General features: G+C 68.7%; 15 protein-coding genes and 2 tRNA genes. 12 read left to right on the top strand and 5 right to left on the bottom strand.

Translation table 11 applies throughout. The annotated features are described in order from the left end of the window. Positions 1 to 140 precede the first annotated feature (140 nt). On the top strand, positions 141 to 776 hold the full coding sequence (locus HYQ63_RS15070) for a DsbA family protein (protein ID WP_179934285.1): 636 nt from the start codon (positions 141 to 143) through the stop codon (positions 774 to 776). A gap of 115 nt (positions 777 to 891) precedes the next feature. On the opposite strand, the gene HYQ63_RS15065 is transcribed toward HYQ63_RS15070, so the two are convergent. Then, complete coding sequence (locus tag HYQ63_RS15065) at positions 892 to 1,533, bottom strand: superoxide dismutase (protein ID WP_179934284.1); 642 nt, start codon at positions 1,531 to 1,533, stop codon at positions 892 to 894. A 165-nt stretch (positions 1,534 to 1,698) separates the two neighbouring features. After that, on the bottom strand, positions 1,699 to 3,120 hold the full coding sequence (locus tag HYQ63_RS15060; RefSeq protein ID WP_179934283.1) for an amino acid permease: 1,422 nt from the start codon (positions 3,118 to 3,120) through the stop codon (positions 1,699 to 1,701). Positions 3,121 to 3,387: 267 nt separating this feature from the next. Here HYQ63_RS15060 and HYQ63_RS15055 point away from each other — a divergent pair, with 267 nt between their 5' ends. Continuing rightward, positions 3,388 to 3,981 carry a biotin transporter BioY gene (locus HYQ63_RS15055; RefSeq protein ID WP_179934282.1) on the top strand — a complete coding sequence of 198 codons (594 nt, stop codon included), beginning with the start codon at positions 3,388 to 3,390 and terminating at the stop codon, positions 3,979 to 3,981. A 72-nt stretch (positions 3,982 to 4,053) separates the two neighbouring features. On the opposite strand, the gene HYQ63_RS15050 is transcribed toward HYQ63_RS15055, so the two are convergent. Next, on the bottom strand, positions 4,054 to 5,487 hold the full coding sequence (locus HYQ63_RS15050; protein WP_179934281.1) for an amino acid permease: 1,434 nt from the start codon (positions 5,485 to 5,487) through the stop codon (positions 4,054 to 4,056). Positions 5,488 to 5,669: 182 nt separating this feature from the next. On the opposite strand from HYQ63_RS15050, the gene HYQ63_RS15045 reads away from it, so the two are divergent. The 4 genes from HYQ63_RS15045 (at position 5,670) to HYQ63_RS46020 (ending at position 8,955) form a co-directional block, all read left to right on the top strand. After that, on the top strand, positions 5,670 to 6,158 hold the full coding sequence (locus HYQ63_RS15045) for a ribose-5-phosphate isomerase (protein WP_179934280.1): 489 nt from the start codon (positions 5,670 to 5,672) through the stop codon (positions 6,156 to 6,158). Beyond that, the gene (locus tag HYQ63_RS15040) at positions 6,158 to 6,967 is read left to right on the top strand and encodes an Fpg/Nei family DNA glycosylase (RefSeq protein WP_179934279.1); all 810 of its coding nucleotides are present in this window, start codon (positions 6,158 to 6,160) and stop codon (positions 6,965 to 6,967) included. The genes HYQ63_RS15045 and HYQ63_RS15040 overlap by 1 nt, the downstream gene beginning before the upstream one ends. Positions 6,968 to 7,295: 328 nt before the next feature. Next, positions 7,296 to 8,441 carry a PP2C family protein-serine/threonine phosphatase gene (locus tag HYQ63_RS15035; RefSeq protein WP_179934278.1) on the top strand — a complete coding sequence of 382 codons (1,146 nt, stop codon included), beginning with the start codon at positions 7,296 to 7,298 and terminating at the stop codon, positions 8,439 to 8,441. A gap of 253 nt (positions 8,442 to 8,694) precedes the next feature. Then, positions 8,695 to 8,955, top strand: a complete 261-nt coding sequence (locus HYQ63_RS46020) for a hypothetical protein (protein ID WP_373689086.1) — start codon at positions 8,695 to 8,697, stop codon at positions 8,953 to 8,955. Here HYQ63_RS46020 and HYQ63_RS15025 read toward each other — a convergent pair. Next, the gene (locus HYQ63_RS15025; RefSeq protein ID WP_179934277.1) at positions 8,937 to 10,118 is read right to left on the bottom strand and encodes an acyltransferase family protein; all 1,182 of its coding nucleotides are present in this window, start codon (positions 10,116 to 10,118) and stop codon (positions 8,937 to 8,939) included. The genes HYQ63_RS46020 and HYQ63_RS15025 overlap by 19 nt on opposite strands. Positions 10,119 to 10,716: 598 nt before the next feature. Here HYQ63_RS15025 and HYQ63_RS15020 point away from each other — a divergent pair. Next, positions 10,717 to 10,911 carry a hypothetical protein gene (locus tag HYQ63_RS15020; RefSeq protein ID WP_063734160.1) on the top strand — a complete coding sequence of 65 codons (195 nt, stop codon included), beginning with the start codon at positions 10,717 to 10,719 and terminating at the stop codon, positions 10,909 to 10,911. A 55-nt stretch (positions 10,912 to 10,966) separates the two neighbouring features. Here the strand turns inward: HYQ63_RS15020 and HYQ63_RS15015 are convergent. Then, a tRNA-Gly gene (locus HYQ63_RS15015) sits at positions 10,967 to 11,040 on the bottom strand. Positions 11,041 to 11,190: 150 nt separating this feature from the next. On the opposite strand from HYQ63_RS15015, the gene HYQ63_RS15010 reads away from it, so the two are divergent. From HYQ63_RS15010 to clpX, 5 genes are all read left to right on the top strand, one after another. Then, positions 11,191 to 11,267, top strand: a tRNA-Pro gene (locus HYQ63_RS15010). A gap of 154 nt (positions 11,268 to 11,421) precedes the next feature. Further along, complete coding sequence (gene tig, locus HYQ63_RS15005; protein WP_179934276.1) at positions 11,422 to 12,873, top strand: trigger factor; 1,452 nt, start codon at positions 11,422 to 11,424, stop codon at positions 12,871 to 12,873. Between the two features lie 290 nt (positions 12,874 to 13,163). Continuing rightward, on the top strand, positions 13,164 to 13,778 hold the full coding sequence (locus tag HYQ63_RS15000; RefSeq protein ID WP_281291531.1) for an ATP-dependent Clp protease proteolytic subunit: 615 nt from the start codon (positions 13,164 to 13,166) through the stop codon (positions 13,776 to 13,778). 61 nt (positions 13,779 to 13,839) lie between these two features. Then, a complete protein-coding gene (locus HYQ63_RS14995) occupies positions 13,840 to 14,496 on the top strand; it encodes an ATP-dependent Clp protease proteolytic subunit (protein ID WP_039941924.1) in 657 nt (218 codons plus the stop codon). A 183-nt stretch (positions 14,497 to 14,679) separates the two neighbouring features. Beyond that, positions 14,680 to 15,966 (top strand): ATP-dependent Clp protease ATP-binding subunit ClpX, encoded by a 1,287-nt coding sequence (clpX, locus tag HYQ63_RS14990; RefSeq protein WP_123104843.1) that lies wholly within the window; start codon positions 14,680 to 14,682, stop codon positions 15,964 to 15,966. Positions 15,967 to 16,018: the final 52 nt, after the last annotated feature.

Below are 16,018 nucleotides of genomic sequence, written 5' to 3'. Positions count from 1 at the left end.
TCGCCATTCGGACAGCGGGAATCATGTCACGCGGCACTGACGCTCGGCATCGGGGAATGGTCCCCGGGTCCGGCCACGTTGTCCGTAGGAGACAACTCTCGATACCTCTTTATCCGCGCCTGCCCGTCCGAGGAGAGACCGTGACCGAGACTGCCAAGACTCCCGCCGACTTCTGGTTCGATCCGCTGTGTCCGTGGGCCTGGATGACCTCGCGCTGGATGCTCGAGGTGGAAAAGGTCCGCCCGGTCGAGGTGCGCTGGCACGTGATGAGCCTCGCCGTGCTCAACGAGCCCAAGCTGGACGAGCTCCCCGAGCGGTACCAGGAGCTGATGAAGACCGCCTGGGGCCCGGTCCGGGTCTGCATAGCCGCCGAGCAGAAGCACGGCAGCGACGTCCTCGGCCCGCTCTACACCGCCCTCGGCACCCGCTTCCACAACCAGGGCCTGGAGAAGGACCGCGCGACGATCGTCGCCGCCCTGGAGGAGGCCGGGCTGCCCGCCGACCTCGCGGACGCGGCCGACTCCGACGCCTACGACACCGAGCTGCGCGCCTCCCACAAGGCGGGCATCGACCTGGTCGGCCAGGAGGTCGGCACCCCGGTCATCGCCGTCCCCGGCTCGGACGGCGAGCAGATCGCCTTCTTCGGCCCGGTCGTCACCCCGGCCCCCAAGGGCGACGCCGCCGCCCGGCTCTGGGACGGCACCCTGATGGTCGCCTCGATCCCCGGCTTCTACGAGATCAAGCGCACCCGCACGGTGGGCCCGATCTTCGACTGACCCGGACCGCCGCACCCCGATACGGCAGGGCCCCCGCGCGACTCGACCGCGCGGGGGCCCTGTTTTCCGCCTGCCCGTGAAGGTTGAGAAGGCGATCACGTGAGCAGGGGGCTTGTCACGGCGCCAGCAGCAGATTGTGGGCGCGCTCCTTCGCCGCCGTGTACCGGCGGGCGACATCCTGCCAGTTGACGACCTTCCACATGGCCTCGATGAAGTCCACCTTCTGGTTCTTGTACTGGAGGTAGAAGGCGTGCTCCCAGGCGTCGAAGACCAGGATCGGCACCGAGCCCTGCCCCACGTTCCCCTGGTGGTCGTACACCTGCTCCACCACCAGCCGCCCGCTCACCGGCTCGTACGCCAGCACACCCCACCCCGACCCCTGGGTGGTCGCGGCCGCCTTGGACAGCTGCGCCTTGAACCGGTCGAAGGACCCGAAGTGCTCGGCGATGGCATCGGCCAGCTCGCCCACCCCGTCCTTCTCCAGCGGCTCACCACCACCGTCACCGGTCATGTTGGTCCAGTAGATGCTGTGCAGGATGTGGCCCGACAAGTGGAAGGCCAGGTTCTTCTCCAGCCCGTTGATCGACCCCCACTGGTCCTTGTCCCGCGCCTCCGCGAGCTGCTCCAGCGTGTCGTTCGCGCCCTTCACGTACGTGGCGTGGTGCTTGTCGTGATGCAGCTCGATGATCTCGGGGCTGATGACCGGGGCCAGCGCCGAGTAGTCGTACGGAAGTTCAGGAAGTGTGTAGATGGCCATGCCAAGCCCTCCGGAGCCCGCTTATTGCAATTAGCTTGCAACTGCACGCTACCAGCAAGAGTCTTTCCCGCCAGTGGAGGCCCGAGGGTTGCGCCAAAAGACCGAGGCGGGGCGGGTCCTCGGACTGAGGACCCGCCCCGCCTCGGAAGCGGAGGAGATTGAGGGTCAGTGCCGCCCGGCCACCGCCCGCTGCCGCGCGTAGCCGATGAGGGCGAGCACCGCGGTCAGGCCGACCGTGAAGTACAGCTGGGTGCTGGTGTCGTCCTCGCGGAGCATCAGGAGCAGGACGGCGATGGTGGCGGCCAGGGCGACGTAGGTCAGGTACGGGAAGAGCCACATCTTGACCACCAGCTTCTCGGGGGCCTCGCGCTGGAGGCGGCGGCGCATCACGAGCTGGGAGACGGCGATGAAGGCCCAGACGACCAGCACCGCGGCGCCGACCATGTTGAGGAGCCACTTGAAGATGGTGTCCGGCCACCAGTAGCTGAGCAGCACCGCGACGAAGCCGAAGAAGGACGAGGCGAGCACGGTGAGGCGGGGGACGCCGCCGTAGACCCGGCCGAGGACGGCGGGGCCCTCGCCGCGGACGACGAGGGAGTAGGACATGCGGGAGGCGCCGTAGATGTTGGCGTTCATCGCGGAGAGCAGGGCGATCAGCACGATGACGTTCATGATGTTGCCGGCCGCGGGGATGTCGAGGTGGTCGAGGACCGCCACGTACGGGCCGTCCTTGACGACGGCCGCGTCGTTCCACGGGATGACCGTGACCACGACGATCATCGAGCCGACGTAGAAGAGGGCGATGCGCCACATCGCGGTGCGCACGGCGCCGGCGACGCTCTTGACCGGGTTCTCGGACTCGGCCGCCGCGATCGTCACCGTCTCCAGGCCGCCGTAGGCGAAGACGGAGGCCAGCAGGCCGACGACGAGGCCGTTCGCGCCGTTGGGCATGAAGCCGCCCTCGCCGGTGAGGTTGCTGCCGCCGGGGGCGTCGGTGCCGGGGAGGGCGCCCATGATGGCGAGGACGCCCAGGATGAGGAAGACGGTGATCGCGGCGATCTTCAGCGCGGCGAACCAGAACTCGAACTCGCCGAAGTTGCTGACGGCCGCGAGGTTGGTGCCGCAGAAGATCGCCATGAAGACGGCGACCCACATCCAGGAGTCGGTGCCAGGGAACCAGTGGACCATGATCCCGGCCGCGCCGATCGCCTCGGCGGCGATGCCCACGCACAGCAGCGTCCAGAACATCCAGCCGACGGTGAATCCGGCCCACGGCCCGATCGAGCGCTCGGCGTGCACGGAGAACGAACCGGAGGCCGGGTTGGCCGCCGACATCTCGCCGAGCATCCGCATCACGAGCATCACGAGCAGCCCGGAGAGCGCGTAGGCGAGGATGATCGAGGGCCCGGCGGCGGCGATTCCGGCACCGGAGCCGACGAACAGTCCGGCGCCGATGACCCCGCCCAGGGCGATCATCGACAGATGGCGCTGCTTGAGGCCGTGCGAGAGCGGTCGCGAGGCGTCCGCGCCCGCGTCGGTCGCCTTCGTGCCGCTCTGCGGCGCGGAGGACGCAGGTGTCGGGTTCATGGCTGGTCTCTGTCCCTTGTGTGAGGGGCGGGCGGATGCAAAACGCCCCCAGTGTGAGGTGTGCGTCCGATCAGGACAACATTGATGTCAAACTTTTCTGGATATCGGACATGATGGTCACGCTCCGTATCGCGCCAATCTGTGCACCAATCTGCCGAAGCCGCCAAGCCCGGGGCCCGGCCTTTGTGGCCATCCGATGGTGTGCGGCCGCTCCGCGCCGGGTTACCGTCGCGTAGTCCACCGCCTCCTGACCTCGGAGTTCCGCTGATGAGCACTGTTTCTGCCACCGCCTCGACCGGTACGGTCCTCGCCGACGCGGTCTTCCCCGCGCGGCGCGTTCTCGCCCGTGACACCGCGCTCGTCGTGGGCGGCGCCGTGCTCACCGGCCTCGCCGCGCAGATCTCGGTGCCCGTGCCCGGCTCGCCGGTGCCGGTGACCGGCCAGACGTTCGCCGCGCTGCTGGTGGGCACCTCGCTCGGGGCCCGCCGGGGCTTCCTGTCGCTCGCGCTGTACGCGCTGGCCGGGATGGCGGGCATGCCCTGGTTCGCCGAGGGCGACTCCGGCGCCGCCATGCCGTCCTTCGGGTATGTGCTGGGCATGCTGCTCGCCGCGACCGTGGTGGGCGCCCTGGCGCGGCGCGGCGGTGACCGGGGCGCGCTGCGCACCGTGGGCACCATGGCGGTCGGCTCCGCGATCATCTACGCGATCGGCGTTCCGTACCTCGCGCTGGCCACGGACATCTCCCTCGGTCAGGCGGTGGCCGCCGGTCTGACCCCGTTCCTGGTCGGGGACGCGCTGAAGGCCGCGCTGGCGATGGGCGCGCTGCCGGCCGCCTGGAAGCTGGTGGGCCGCCGCGGCTGAGCGTCACCCCTTTGGGAACGCGTCGGGCGGGCTGGTCCTCCAGCCCGCCCGACGCATATCCGGTACCGAGGGCTACGGGGCCACGGACTCGGACTCCTTGGAGGAGGTCTCGGCCGCGGCGACCGGCTTGGGCCCGGCGACCCGGTCCCGTACCAGCGCGAAGCCCACCACGAGCACCGCCGCCAGGGTGGACAGCAGCACCTGCTCGCGTCCGGCGTCGTCGGTGAGCATGTAGACCAGCACGAACGAGATCATCCCGATGGTCGCCCAGGTCAGATACGGGAAGCCCCACATCCGGACGACGAGCTTGTCCGGGCTCTCGCGCAGGATGATGCCGCGCATCCGCAGCTGGGTGAAGCAGATCACCAGCCAGACGAAGAGCGCGACCGCGCCGGAGGAGTTCAGCAGGAACTCGAAGACCGTGTCCGGCCACTGGTAGTTGAACCAGACCGCGACGAAGCCGAAGACGACCGAGCCGAGGATCGCGGCCTGCGGCACACCGCGCGCGGTGGTCTTCGCGAACGAGGCCGGCGCGTCACCGCGCTGCCCGAGCGAGAAGGCCATCCGGGAGGCGGTGTAGAGGCCGGAGTTGAGACAGGAGAGCACGGCGGTCAGCACGATGACGTTCATGACCTGACCGGCGTGCGGAATGCCGATCGACTCGAGCGCGGCGACGTACGACCCGTCCTTGGCGATCGACTTGGAGTCCCAGGGCAGCAGGGTGACCACGACGAAGATCGAGCCCAGGTAGAAGACCGCGATACGCCAGATCACGCTGTTGGTGGCCTTGGAGACGGCCCGCTCCGGGTCCTCGGACTCACCGGCGGCCAGGGTGACGATCTCGCTGCCCATGAAGGAGAAGACGACCAGCAGCACACCGGTGAGGATCGCGCCCGGACCGTTGGGCAGGAAGCCGCTGTGGTCGGTGAGGTGGGCCAGTCCCGCGCCCTCGTTCTCGGAGCCGGGCAGGAGGCCGAAGACCGCGAGCCCGCCGATGACGATGAAGGCGGCGATCGCGACGACCTTGATCCCGGCGAACCAGAACTCGAACTCACCGTAGGAGGAGACCGAGACCAGGTTGGCGGCGGTGAGCACGACCATCACGATCAGCGCCCAGCCCCACTGGGGTACGGCGGGCCACCACTCCTCCAGGATCTTGGCACCGGCGGTCGCCTCGACCGCCAGCACCACGACCCAGAAGAACCAGTAGAGCCAGCCGATCGAGAAGCCCGCCCAGCGGCCGAGCGCCCGGTCGGCATAGGCGGAGAAGGAGCCCGAGGTCGGGTTCGCGGCGGCCATCTCGCCCAGCATGCGCATCACGAGGACGACCATGAGGCCGACGAGTGCGTAGGAGACGAGGATGCCCGGTCCGGCCTTGGCGATGCCGGCGCTGGAGCCGACGAACAGCCCGGCGCCGATCACCCCGCCAATCGCGATCATGGACAGGTGGCGATTCTTGAGCCCGGCCTTCAGGCCGTCGGGGGAGGTCGCTGGTTGTGCGCTCATATGGCTCGATCCTTTGCTTCCGGAATAGGAGCGACGCCAGTGAATCTCAGGAGAACCGACAGGTGAACCTTCGATTTCAAATTGTTACTTGAGGTTTCCATGAGGTTCCTTGGTGTTGCGTGGTAATCACAGAGCGCCTACCCGGCTCGGCGGGAAAGACACGGCCATGCCACACTCAGGGCATGCGCGTGTACCTCGGCTCCGATCATGCCGGATACGAACTGAAGAACCACCTCGTGGAGTGGCTCCGGGCGGGCGGTCATGACCCCGTCGACTGCGGCCCGCACATCTACGACGCCCAGGACGACTACCCGCCGTTCTGCCTGCGCGCGGCCGAGCGGACCGCCGCCGACGCCGACAGCCTCGGCATCGTGATCGGCGGTTCCGGCAACGGCGAGCAGATCGCGGCGAACAAGGTCAAGGGCGTACGCGCCGCACTGGCCTGGAGCGAGCAGACCGCCGCCCTCGCGCGCGAGCACAACGACGCCAACGTGATCAGCATCGGCGGGCGCATGCACACCCAGGACGAGGCGACCAAGTTCGTCGAGATCTTCCTGGGCACCCCGTACTCGGGCGAGGAGCGGCACACCCGCCGCATCGCCATGCTCGCCGACTACGAGACCACCGGCGACCTGCCGCCCGTCCCGGCCCACCACCCCGCCGGCGACTGATGCCCGAAGGGCACACCATCCACCGACTGGCCGCCGACCACCTCGACCGGTTCGGCGGCCGGCCCGTTCGTGCCACCAGCCCCCAGGGCAAGTTCGCCGACGGGGCGGCCCTCGTGGACGGGCAGGTGCTCCAGCACGCCGAGGCGCACGGCAAGCACCTCTTCCTGGACTTCGCCGCCACCGGCTGGGTCCACGTCCACCTCGGGCTGTTCGGCAAGTACACCTTCGGCCCGGCCCCCGCCCCGCCGTCCACCGAGACCGTACGGCTGCGGCTGGCGGGCCCCGGGGGGTACGCGGACCTGCGCGGGCCGACCGCCTGCGCGCTGATCACCGAGCCCGAGAAACAGGCGATCCACGACCGCCTCGGGCCCGATCCGCTGCGCCCCGACGACGACGGCGGCGACGCCTGGACCCGGATCTCCCGCAGCCGGGTCAGCGTGGCCGCGCTGCTCATGGACCAGAAGGTGGTCTCGGGCGTGGGCAACGTCTACCGCGCCGAGGTGCTGTTCCGGCACGGCATCGACCCGTACCGCCCGGGCCGCGGGCTGGCCCGCGACGAATGGGACGCGATCTGGTCCGACCTCGCGGAGCTGATGCGCGAGGGCGTACGGAACAACCGGATCGACACGGTCCGCCCCGAGCACACCCCCGAGGCCATGGGCCGCCCCCCGCGCGTCGACGACCACGGCGGCGAGGTCTACGTCTACCGCCGGGCCGGGCAGCCCTGTCACGTCTGCGGCGGTGAGATCCGCACCGCCGGGCTCGCGGCCCGGAACCTGTTCTGGTGCCCCGCTTGCCAGCAGTCGTAGGGCGCGGCCGCCGACGCTCCGTCAGATGGGACCACCTGCCCGCCCGTCGTCCGGGGTCCCGATGGAGCGCTCGCATTCGGTCAACTCCCGCCGTACCGCGGATTTCTCCGGCGGACGGGGTACGACTCCGAAGGGGAGTGCCTGCTTTCCGTACCAATCATCCCAAACAGCCGATCGAGCGTCCCCGGCTCCGCGCTCATATCCCCATCCCCAGCAGCGGTTTCCCGTACACGCGCACGAATATCGCTTACGATTGCCCCCCTGGCTGGGTGGTTCAACGCGCCACGAATCGACGCGCGTCCGAACGGGTGGGTAGGGTCCCGATGCAATGACTGGCGGCGCGGACACTCCGATGGCCCGGATGCGCAAAGCTCTGCACCGGGCTCGCACAGGCGTGCGCAAAGCCGGAGTCGACTACTTCCGCGGCGAGGGCTCCGACCGGCTCGCCCTCACCCTGCTGCTCCTCGCCGTCCCCGCCATCGCCTGCGGCACCATCGCCACCCCCGACTGGTGCGCCCCCTCCGCCCTCGTCCTGCCGATCGTCGCGGGCGGACTGCTGCTGCGCCCCGCCAGCCTGCTCACCCTGTACGCGGCCGCCGCCACCGCCCTCATCGTGGAGTCCGCCGTCCTCGGCCCGTACACCGAGGAGGACACCTCCGCCCGGGTCACCCCCGGCACCATCCTCGTGGTCGCCGCCGTCGGCTTCTCCGGGCTGCTCATCGCCCAGTTCCGCAGCCGGGTCGGCGTGCCCTGGCGGCGCGGCGGCACCATGCTCTTCGACCTGCGCGAGCGCATCCGCGTCCAGAGCAAACTGCCCGCCCTGCCGCGTGGCTGGCACCGCGAGATGGCCCTCCGCCCGGCCGGCGGCCAGTCCTTCTCCGGCGACTTCGTGGTCGCCGCCCGCACCGGCAACGGCGGCCGCACCCTCGAAGTCGTCCTCACCGACGTCTCCGGCAAGGGCATGGACGCCGCCTCCCGCGCCCTCCTGCTCTCCGGCGCCTTCGGCGGCCTCCTCGGCTCGCTGCCCCCGCACGGCTTCCTCCCGGCCGCCAACGGCTATCTGCTGCGCCAGGACTGGGAAGAGGGCTTCGCGACCTCCGTCCACCTCGTACTCGACCTCGACAGCGGCGACTTCGAGCTGTTCTCGGCCGGTCATCTGCCCGCGCTCCAGCTCAGCGCGGGCACCGGCAAGTGGGAGGAGAAGTCCGCCGACGGCCCGCTGCTCGGCGTCTACGACGGCGCCCAGTTCGACCCCACCAAGGGCACCCTGCGCCCCGGTGACGTCCTGATGCTGTTCACCGACGGCCTCGTCGAGACCGCCGACCGCGACATCAGCGAGGGCATCGACCACCTGACGGGCGAGGCCGACCGCTACGTCGCCTCCGGCTTCCACGGCGCGGCCTGGCACCTGATCGAGACGGTCGCGAAGGACGTCAACGACGACCGGGCACTCCTGCTGATCTGCCGCCAGTAGGGCCGCCTTACCGGGGGTCAACCCCACCCCGGTACGGCGGCGGCGTACGACAGCGGCGCCCCCGGCACCGCACCCCGCCCCTGCCACCCACGCCATCTGCGCCGCCGGGCTCGACCGGCCGACCGCCGGGTCCGTCACGCCCGGCGGCACCGACATCACCGGACTGAGCGAGAACAAGTTCGCAGAACGTGCTGCTCCCGATGCGGCTCGCCGGCGCCCGCCCCGACCGCCACCGACCGTCACCGCCGCCGAGGTGCTCGGGCTGCTGCGGCACGCGGTGGACGCGCTCGGCGCGACCGTGGTGATGGTCACGCACGACCCGGTGGCCGCGAGCTACGCCGATCGGGTGCTGTTACTCACGGACGGCGCGATCGCCGACCGGCTCACCCGCGCCCCCGCGCACGAGATCGCCGACCGGATGCCCGTACTGGTACGGGACACGGCGAAGGGGCCGGGACCATGCGGTCCCGGCCCCTTCGGGCGATCTTCGAGCCGTCAGGCGGCCGTACGGTGACGGGCCTGCTCGGCGGGGTCCTTGCGGAAGGCCCACTTCATCTTCGGCTCCATCGCGAAGCGGAAGGCGCGCTGTACCGGCGGGGTGCACAGCACGGTGATGACGGTGGCGGCGACGACGGTGACGGTGATCTCACCCAGCGGCTTGTGCAGCCAGTCGATGTCGAACCAGCCCCAGAAGCGGGAGCCCTTGGCGAGGAAGCCGTGCAGCAGGTAGCCGTACAGCGTCCCGGCGCCGAGCACCGTGAACCACATGTGGCGCCGCGGCACCCAGGCGAAGAAGCACGCGGTGAGGACCATCGAGCAGCCGAACATGGCCAGGGTCATCACGGGGCCGGTCCACGCCGGGGCGGCCAGCTCCTGGACGCTGTCGCGGTGGTAGAACCAGGCCGAGTTCATCCGGGGCGCCGCCCAGTAGGCGAAGAGCAGGGCGCACGCGACGATCGGTACCGACGCCATCCGCATCTTCGGGCCCCGCATCCGCTGGAAGTGCTCGGGCTTCATGCACAGGCCGATGACGAAGAACGGCAGGAACTGGAGGACCCGCTGGAGGTCGAGGTCGTCGCCGATGTCGGGCGAGACGGACGCCAGAGTGGCGATCGCCAGCGAGAGCGGGACCGGCCAGCGCACCAGCTTCCAGATCGGCGTGGTCAGCCGCCACACGAACAGCGCGACCAGGAACCAGGTCAGGTACCAGGGGTCGAGCAGGCTGATCGGGTGGCCCGGGTCGTCGTCGGCCCAGCGCTTGAACAAGCTGTACGCGACCTCGAACAGCACGTACGGCACCGCGACCCCGGTGATGAGCCGCTTGAGCCGGTCCGGCCGCATGTCGAAGCTGCGGGAGAAGAAGCCGGAGATGATGATGAAAGCCGGCATGTGGAAGGTGTACACGGTCATGTACAGCGCTTCCGCGGAGCGGCTGGTGTCGGTGAGCGGCTCCCACGAGTGGGCCATCGCGACCAGCACGATCGCGAGGTACTTCGCGTTGTCGAAGAACGCGTCCCGCTGCTTCGGCTTCGGCCCGGCAGGGGCGCTGGCGGCGGGCGGAGTCGCCTGACGCCCTGCTTCTTCGCGCTGCGGTGTGGGGGGCGCCCCGGCCTCGGCCTCCCGGGCCGGGGGGAGCGGGGACCGCTGGGAACCGTGCGGGCGCAGGGAGTTGGTCACAGGCCCTCCCACCAGGAGCTGGGGGAAAGCACCCGGGACCGCACTGCGCGTGGGGGAGAGATGGCAGCGTGGAACATCTGAGGCACGATAGCGCCGAAACCTCTAATGCGTAAAACCTCGTCCAGGTCTTCCCCAGTAATACGGTTCACACTCCGGCCGATAGCTGACCGTTATCAAGTCGACATAGCGATCCGGTTGTTCGATATGAGGAACGAGACTGTCCGTTCTGTCGGGTTTCATCCCCCTTAAATGGTGCATATGCCCCCCGAGTATCTCCGGCGGAATGTCTGCTTCATGGAAATCGGAATTCCCATCCGGGATATGTGATCAGGTCGAAAATTGATCCGTGTGCGGTCTCTCACGTGACCTCTCGGATACCCCGCGGAATTGTGGGGAGCGTCACCCGTGTCCGCCCGTGTGAGGGATTCTTGACGGGGTACCACCAGGGTGGGTGTGGTGTGCGCCGACGCAGGTGATCACCTCACCCTGCTGCTGTGGAGCCGTAGTTGATGGCACGATGGTTGCAGCGGGGGTGTGCGAGGTCGCGTGCTTCCGGGGCCGGGTGAAGACATGAGCGACCGAGGAAGCGTGATCAGCTGTGGTCATTTCCCTGTCATTGGTGGTGCTGGTAGGGATCATCCTCGTACTGATGATCCGCGCCGGGAAGATGAAGGCGGGGCCGGCGCTCGTCGCCGCGCTCTTCGGCTTTTTGCTGGCCTCTTCCGACCTGGCACCCAACATCCAGGACTTCCTCGACTCGGTCGCCAGCTCCATCAGCGACATCAATCTCTGAATACGCCGACGGCCCGGCCCCGAGGGATCCCTCGGGGCCGGGCCGTCGTGCGTCGTGGAGCGGGCGACGGGAATCGAACCCGCGTAGCCAGTTTGGAAGACTGGGGCTCTACCATTGAGCTACGCCCGCACGCGCCGCGCGTCGCCCAGGTCTGATCACCTGGGCCGCGGCACGGGAAGCATCGTAGCGGGTCCGGGCCCTTTCCTGCACACCCTTGCCCACCGGTGGAATAACGGCAGCCGGGGCGTCCGCGGCCATGTACCCTACGTGTCGCACCGACGGGGTGTGGCGCAGCTTGGTAGCGCGTCCGCTTTGGGAGCGGAAGGTCGTCGGTTCGAATCCGGCCACCCCGACCATCCACAGGCGTCAAGATCGCGTTGTGGGCCGCGTCATGCTTGCGGTTACTATGCAAGCTGCGCGTCTGTGTCTTTCTTTACCGGGCGCGATCCGCTGCGAAGCATCAGTGCGAGGCAGCAGAACACCACACGTCAGCCCCAAGGAGACCGAACCGTGAAGAGCGCCGTGGAGAACCTGAACCCGACCCGGGTTCGGCTCACTGTCGAGGTGCCCTTCGAGGAGCTCAAGCCCAGCCTCGACGCGGCGTACAAGAAGATCAACCAGCAGGTCACGGTGCCTGGCTTCCGTAAGGGCAAGATTCCGGCCCGCATCATCGACCAGCGTTTCGGCCGCGGCGCGGTGCTGGAGGAGGCCGTCAACGACGCCCTCCCGAAGTTCTACACCGACGCGGTCAACGAAGGTGAGCTGAACCCGCTCGGGCAGCCCGAGGTCGACATCACGGAGCTCAAGGACAACGAGCTGCTGACGTTCACCGCCGAGGTGGACATCCGTCCGTCGATCGAGATCCCGGACTACTCCGGCATCGAGGTCACCGTCGACTCCGTCGAGGTCTCGGACGAGGACATCGACAAGTCGGTCGAGCAGCTGCGCGACCGCTTCGCCACCACCAGCCCCGTCGAGCGCGCCGCCGCCGAGGGCGACATCGTCGTGATCGACCTGGAGGCCAAGGTCGACGGCGAGGTGCTGGAGGACGGCGTCGCCGAGGGCGTCACCTACACCATCGGCTCCGGTGAGCTGCTCGACGGCATCGACGAGGCCGTGACCGGCCTGGAGGCCGGTGGCACCGCCACCTTCACCTCCGAGCTGAAGGGCGGCTCCGCGCAGGGCAAGGAGGCCGAGGTCTCCGTCAAGGTGAACGAGGTCAAGGCCCGGGAGCTGCCCGAGCTGGACGACGACTTCGCCCAGCTGGCCAGCGAGTTCGACACCCTCGAGGAGCTGCGCGAGGACAGCCGCAAGCGGCTGGAGCAGTCGAAGAAGTACGACCAGGCCACCCAGGCGCAGGAGAAGGTGCTGGACGCCCTCCTGGAGCTGGTCGAGGTGCCGATCCCCGAGAAGCTGCTCGAGGACGAGATCCAGACCCGGAAGCACAACCTGGAGCACCACCAGCTCGGCCAGATGGGCCTGAACCTGGAGTCCTACCTGGAGCTTCAGAGCAAGTCCGCCGAGGAGTTCGACGCCGAGCTCAAGGAGCAGGCCGAGAAGGGCATCCGGACCCAGTTCGTCCTCGACGAGCTGGTCAACAAGGAGAAGCTGTCCGTCGGCCAGGAGGAGCTCACCGAGCACCTGATGCGCCGTGCGCAGTCCTCCGGCATGAGCCCCGACCAGTTCGCCCAGCAGGTCGTCGAGGGCGGCCAGGTGCCGATGCTCGTGGGCGAGGTCGCCCGCGGCAAGGCGCTCGCGGTCGTGGTCGAGGCCGCCAAGGTCGTGGACGACAAGGGCGAGACCGTCGACCTGGACGACGAGGACGAGACCGCCGAGACGGTCGAGGCCGCCGCCGAGGGCGATGAGGCCGCCGAGGCGGACGCTGAGGCCCCCGAGGCCCCCGAGGCCGCCGCCGAGGCCGCTCCCGAGCAGGAGAAGGCGCAGGACAAGGCCGAGGGCTGATCCTGGCCGCTCCACAGCCCGTACGAACGGGCCCGAACGTCTGCACGCGTCCGGGCCCGTTCGTGTTCCGTGAGGTCCCCCGGGCCCGGTGGGCCCCGGACCCGCGGAACCTGCGCTCAGAGCGAACAGTTCCTGATGCGGGATGGCGCCCGCCGACCAGCGCGTTAGGGTCCGTAGATACGAGGGCAGGGAGTCTCGCAGGCCCGCCGGATCGCACCGGCCGGCCCGTCCCGAGCCCAGAAGAAGACGCTGAGACGGCCAGTCGCCGTCAGAGACGAGCAGGTGGATACGTGACGAATACGATGCCTTCCGCCGCCGGCGAGCCGACCGGCGGTGGCCTCGGCGACCAGGTCTACAACCGGCTGCTCGGTGAGCGGATCATCTTCCTCGGCCAGCCGGTCGACGACGAAATCGCCAACAAGATCACCGCGCAGCTGCTCCTGCTCGCCGCGGACCCGGACAAGGACATCAACCTCTACATCAACTCTCCGGGCGGCTCGATCTCGGCGGGCATGGCGATCTACGACACCATGCAGTTCATCCCGAACGACGTCGTCACCATCGCCATGGGCCTCGCCGCCTCGATGGGACAGTTCCTGCTGAGTGCGGGCACCCCCGGCAAGCGGTTCGCGCTGCCGAACGCCGAGATCCTGATCCACCAGCCGTCCGCGGGCCTGGCCGGTTCGGCCTCGGACATCAAGATCCACGCCGAGCGGCTGCTGCACACCAAGCGGCGGATGGCCGAGCTGACCGCGTTCCACACCGGTCAGACCGTTGAGCAGATCACCCGCGACTCCGACCGCGACCGCTGGTTCTCCGCCCAGGAGGCCAAGGAGTACGGCCTGGTCGACGACGTCATGGCCTCGGCCTCGGGCGTTCCGGGCGGGGGCGGCACCGGGGCCTGAGCCCCGCCGTCCCGTAGCCGACCTCCAGCCCTTTGATCGCCACAGGATGGTGAACACCCAGATGAACAACTTTCCCGGCAGCGGCCTCTACGACGGCCCGATGGCCGAATCGCGCTATGTCGTTCCGCGCTTCGTCGAGCGCACCTCCCAGGGTGTCCGGGAGTACGACCCGTATGCGAAGCTCTTCGAGGAGCGCGTGATCTTCCTGGGCGTCCAGATCGACGACGCCTCGGCCAACGACGTCATGGCGCAGCTCCTGTGCCTGGAGTCGATGGACCCGGACCGCGACATCTCGGTCTACATCAACTCGCCCGGCGGCTCGTTCACCGCGCTGACCGCCATTTACGACACGATGCAGTTCGTCAAGCCCGATATTCAGACGGTTTGCATGGGCCAGGCGGCGTCCGCCGCGGCCGTGCTGCTCGCCGCCGGTACCCCCGGCAAGCGGATGGCGCTGCCCAACGCACGTATCCTGATCCACCAGCCCTACAGTGAGACGGGGCGTGGTCAGGTCTCCGACCTGGAGATCGCGGCCAACGAGATCCTGCGGATGAGGTCGCAGCTGGAGGAGATGCTGGCCAAGCACTCCACCACGCCGATCGAGAAGATCCGTGACGACATCGAGCGGGACAAGATCCTGACCGCCGAGGAGTCGCTGGAATACGGTCTGGTCGACCAGATCGTCTCGACCCGTAAGACCTCGGTCGGCCTGGGCTGAAGCCCGGGCGACCCGGCGCCCCTTGGACCGAGTCGGTCCAAGGGGGGCCCGAACCGGGGGCCCGGCAAGGTACCGTCATAGAGGGCTGGGGGCCGGCCCCCGGAAACATCAAGCGGAAAGCTCGCAGCGCAAGCACCCGGTTCCGCGGAGCAAAGCGGATCCAAGGCGAAGGGGAAGCACCTCGTGGCACGCATCGGTGACGGCGGCGACCTGCTCAAGTGCTCGTTCTGCGGGAAGAGCCAGAAGCAGGTGAAGAAGCTCATCGCGGGCCCTGGTGTGTACATCTGCGATGAGTGCATCGATCTCTGCAACGAGATCATCGAGGAAGAGCTGGCCGAGACCTCCGAGGTGCGGTGGGAGGAACTCCCCAAGCCGCGGGAGATCTACGAGTTCCTCGAGGGCTACGTGGTCGGCCAGGAGGCCGCCAAGAAGGCCCTGTCCGTCGCGGTCTACAACCACTACAAGCGGGTCCAGGCCGGCGAGAACGGCAGCCACAGCAAGGACGACGGCATCGAGTTGGCGAAGTCCAACATCCTGCTGCTCGGTCCGACCGGCTCCGGGAAGACCCTGCTCGCGCAGACCCTCGCCCGGATGCTCAACGTTCCCTTCGCCATCGCCGACGCCACCGCGCTCACCGAGGCGGGCTACGTCGGCGAGGACGTGGAGAACATCCTCCTCAAGCTGATCCAGGCCGCCGACTACGACGTCAAGAAGGCCGAGACGGGCATCATCTACATCGATGAGATCGACAAGGTGGCCCGCAAGAGCGAGAACCCGTCGATCACCCGTGACGTCTCCGGCGAGGGCGTGCAGCAGGCGCTGCTGAAGATCCTCGAGGGCACCACGGCCTCCGTTCCGCCGCAGGGCGGCCGGAAACACCCGCACCAGGAATTCATCCAGATCGACACGACGAACGTGCTGTTCATCGTTGGCGGTGCCTTCGCCGGTCTGGAGAAGATCATCGAGTCGCGGGCCGGTGCCAAGGGCATCGGCTTCGGCGCCACGATCCGCTCCAAGCGCGAGATCGAGGCCAGCGACCAGTTCCAGGAGGTCATGCCGGAGGACCTGGTGAAGTTCGGGATGATCCCGGAGTTCATCGGCCGTCTCCCCGTCATCACCTCCGTCCACAACCTCGATCGCGAGGCGCTGCTCCAGATCCTGGTCGAGCCGCGGAACGCGCTCGTCAAGCAGTACCAGCGGCTGTTCGAACTCGACGGCGTGGAGCTGGACTTCGACCGCCCGGCTCTGGAGGCCATCGCCGACCAGGCGATCCTGCGCGGCACCGGCGCGAGGGGCTTGCGCGCCATCATCGAAGAGGTCCTGATGTCGGCGATGTACGAGGTGCCGTCCCGCAAGGACGTGGCCCGCGTCGTCATCACCGAGGACGTCGTCCACTCGAACGTCAACCCGACGCTGGTGCCCCGCTCGCGCGGCACCGAGCCGGGCGAGCGGCACGAGAAGAGCGCCTGAGCGCCGCGTAGAGCGCATAGAAGAGCCCCCGGGAGTCCGGGGGCTCTTCGTG

Source organism: Streptomyces sp. Rer75 (genome assembly GCF_013414305.1).
GTDB lineage: Bacteria > Actinomycetota > Actinomycetes > Streptomycetales > Streptomycetaceae > Streptomyces > Streptomyces himastatinicus.
The sequence above is the reverse complement of the archived record's forward strand: the minus strand, read 5'-3'. Positions and strand labels throughout refer to the sequence as shown.

What these genes read in the sequence shown, in the direction of transcription:
- HYQ63_RS15035 (WP_179934278.1), top strand. Translation starts at nt 7,296, where the DNA reads ATGACTGGCGGCGCGGACACTCCGATGGCCCGGATGCGCAAAGCTCTG.
- HYQ63_RS14995 (WP_039941924.1), top strand. Translation starts at nt 13,840, where the DNA reads ATGAACAACTTTCCCGGCAGCGGCCTCTACGACGGCCCGATGGCCGAA.
- HYQ63_RS15060 (WP_179934283.1), bottom strand. Translation starts at nt 3,120, where the DNA reads ATGAACCCGACACCTGCGTCCTCCGCGCCGCAGAGCGGCACGAAGGCG.
- HYQ63_RS15050 (WP_179934281.1), bottom strand. Translation starts at nt 5,487, where the DNA reads ATGAGCGCACAACCAGCGACCTCCCCCGACGGCCTGAAGGCCGGGCTC.
- HYQ63_RS15045 (WP_179934280.1), top strand. Translation starts at nt 5,670, where the DNA reads ATGCGCGTGTACCTCGGCTCCGATCATGCCGGATACGAACTGAAGAAC.
- HYQ63_RS15065 (WP_179934284.1), bottom strand. Translation starts at nt 1,533, where the DNA reads ATGGCCATCTACACACTTCCTGAACTTCCGTACGACTACTCGGCGCTG.
- HYQ63_RS15040 (WP_179934279.1), top strand. Translation starts at nt 6,158, where the DNA reads ATGCCCGAAGGGCACACCATCCACCGACTGGCCGCCGACCACCTCGAC.
- HYQ63_RS15055 (WP_179934282.1), top strand. Translation starts at nt 3,388, where the DNA reads ATGAGCACTGTTTCTGCCACCGCCTCGACCGGTACGGTCCTCGCCGAC.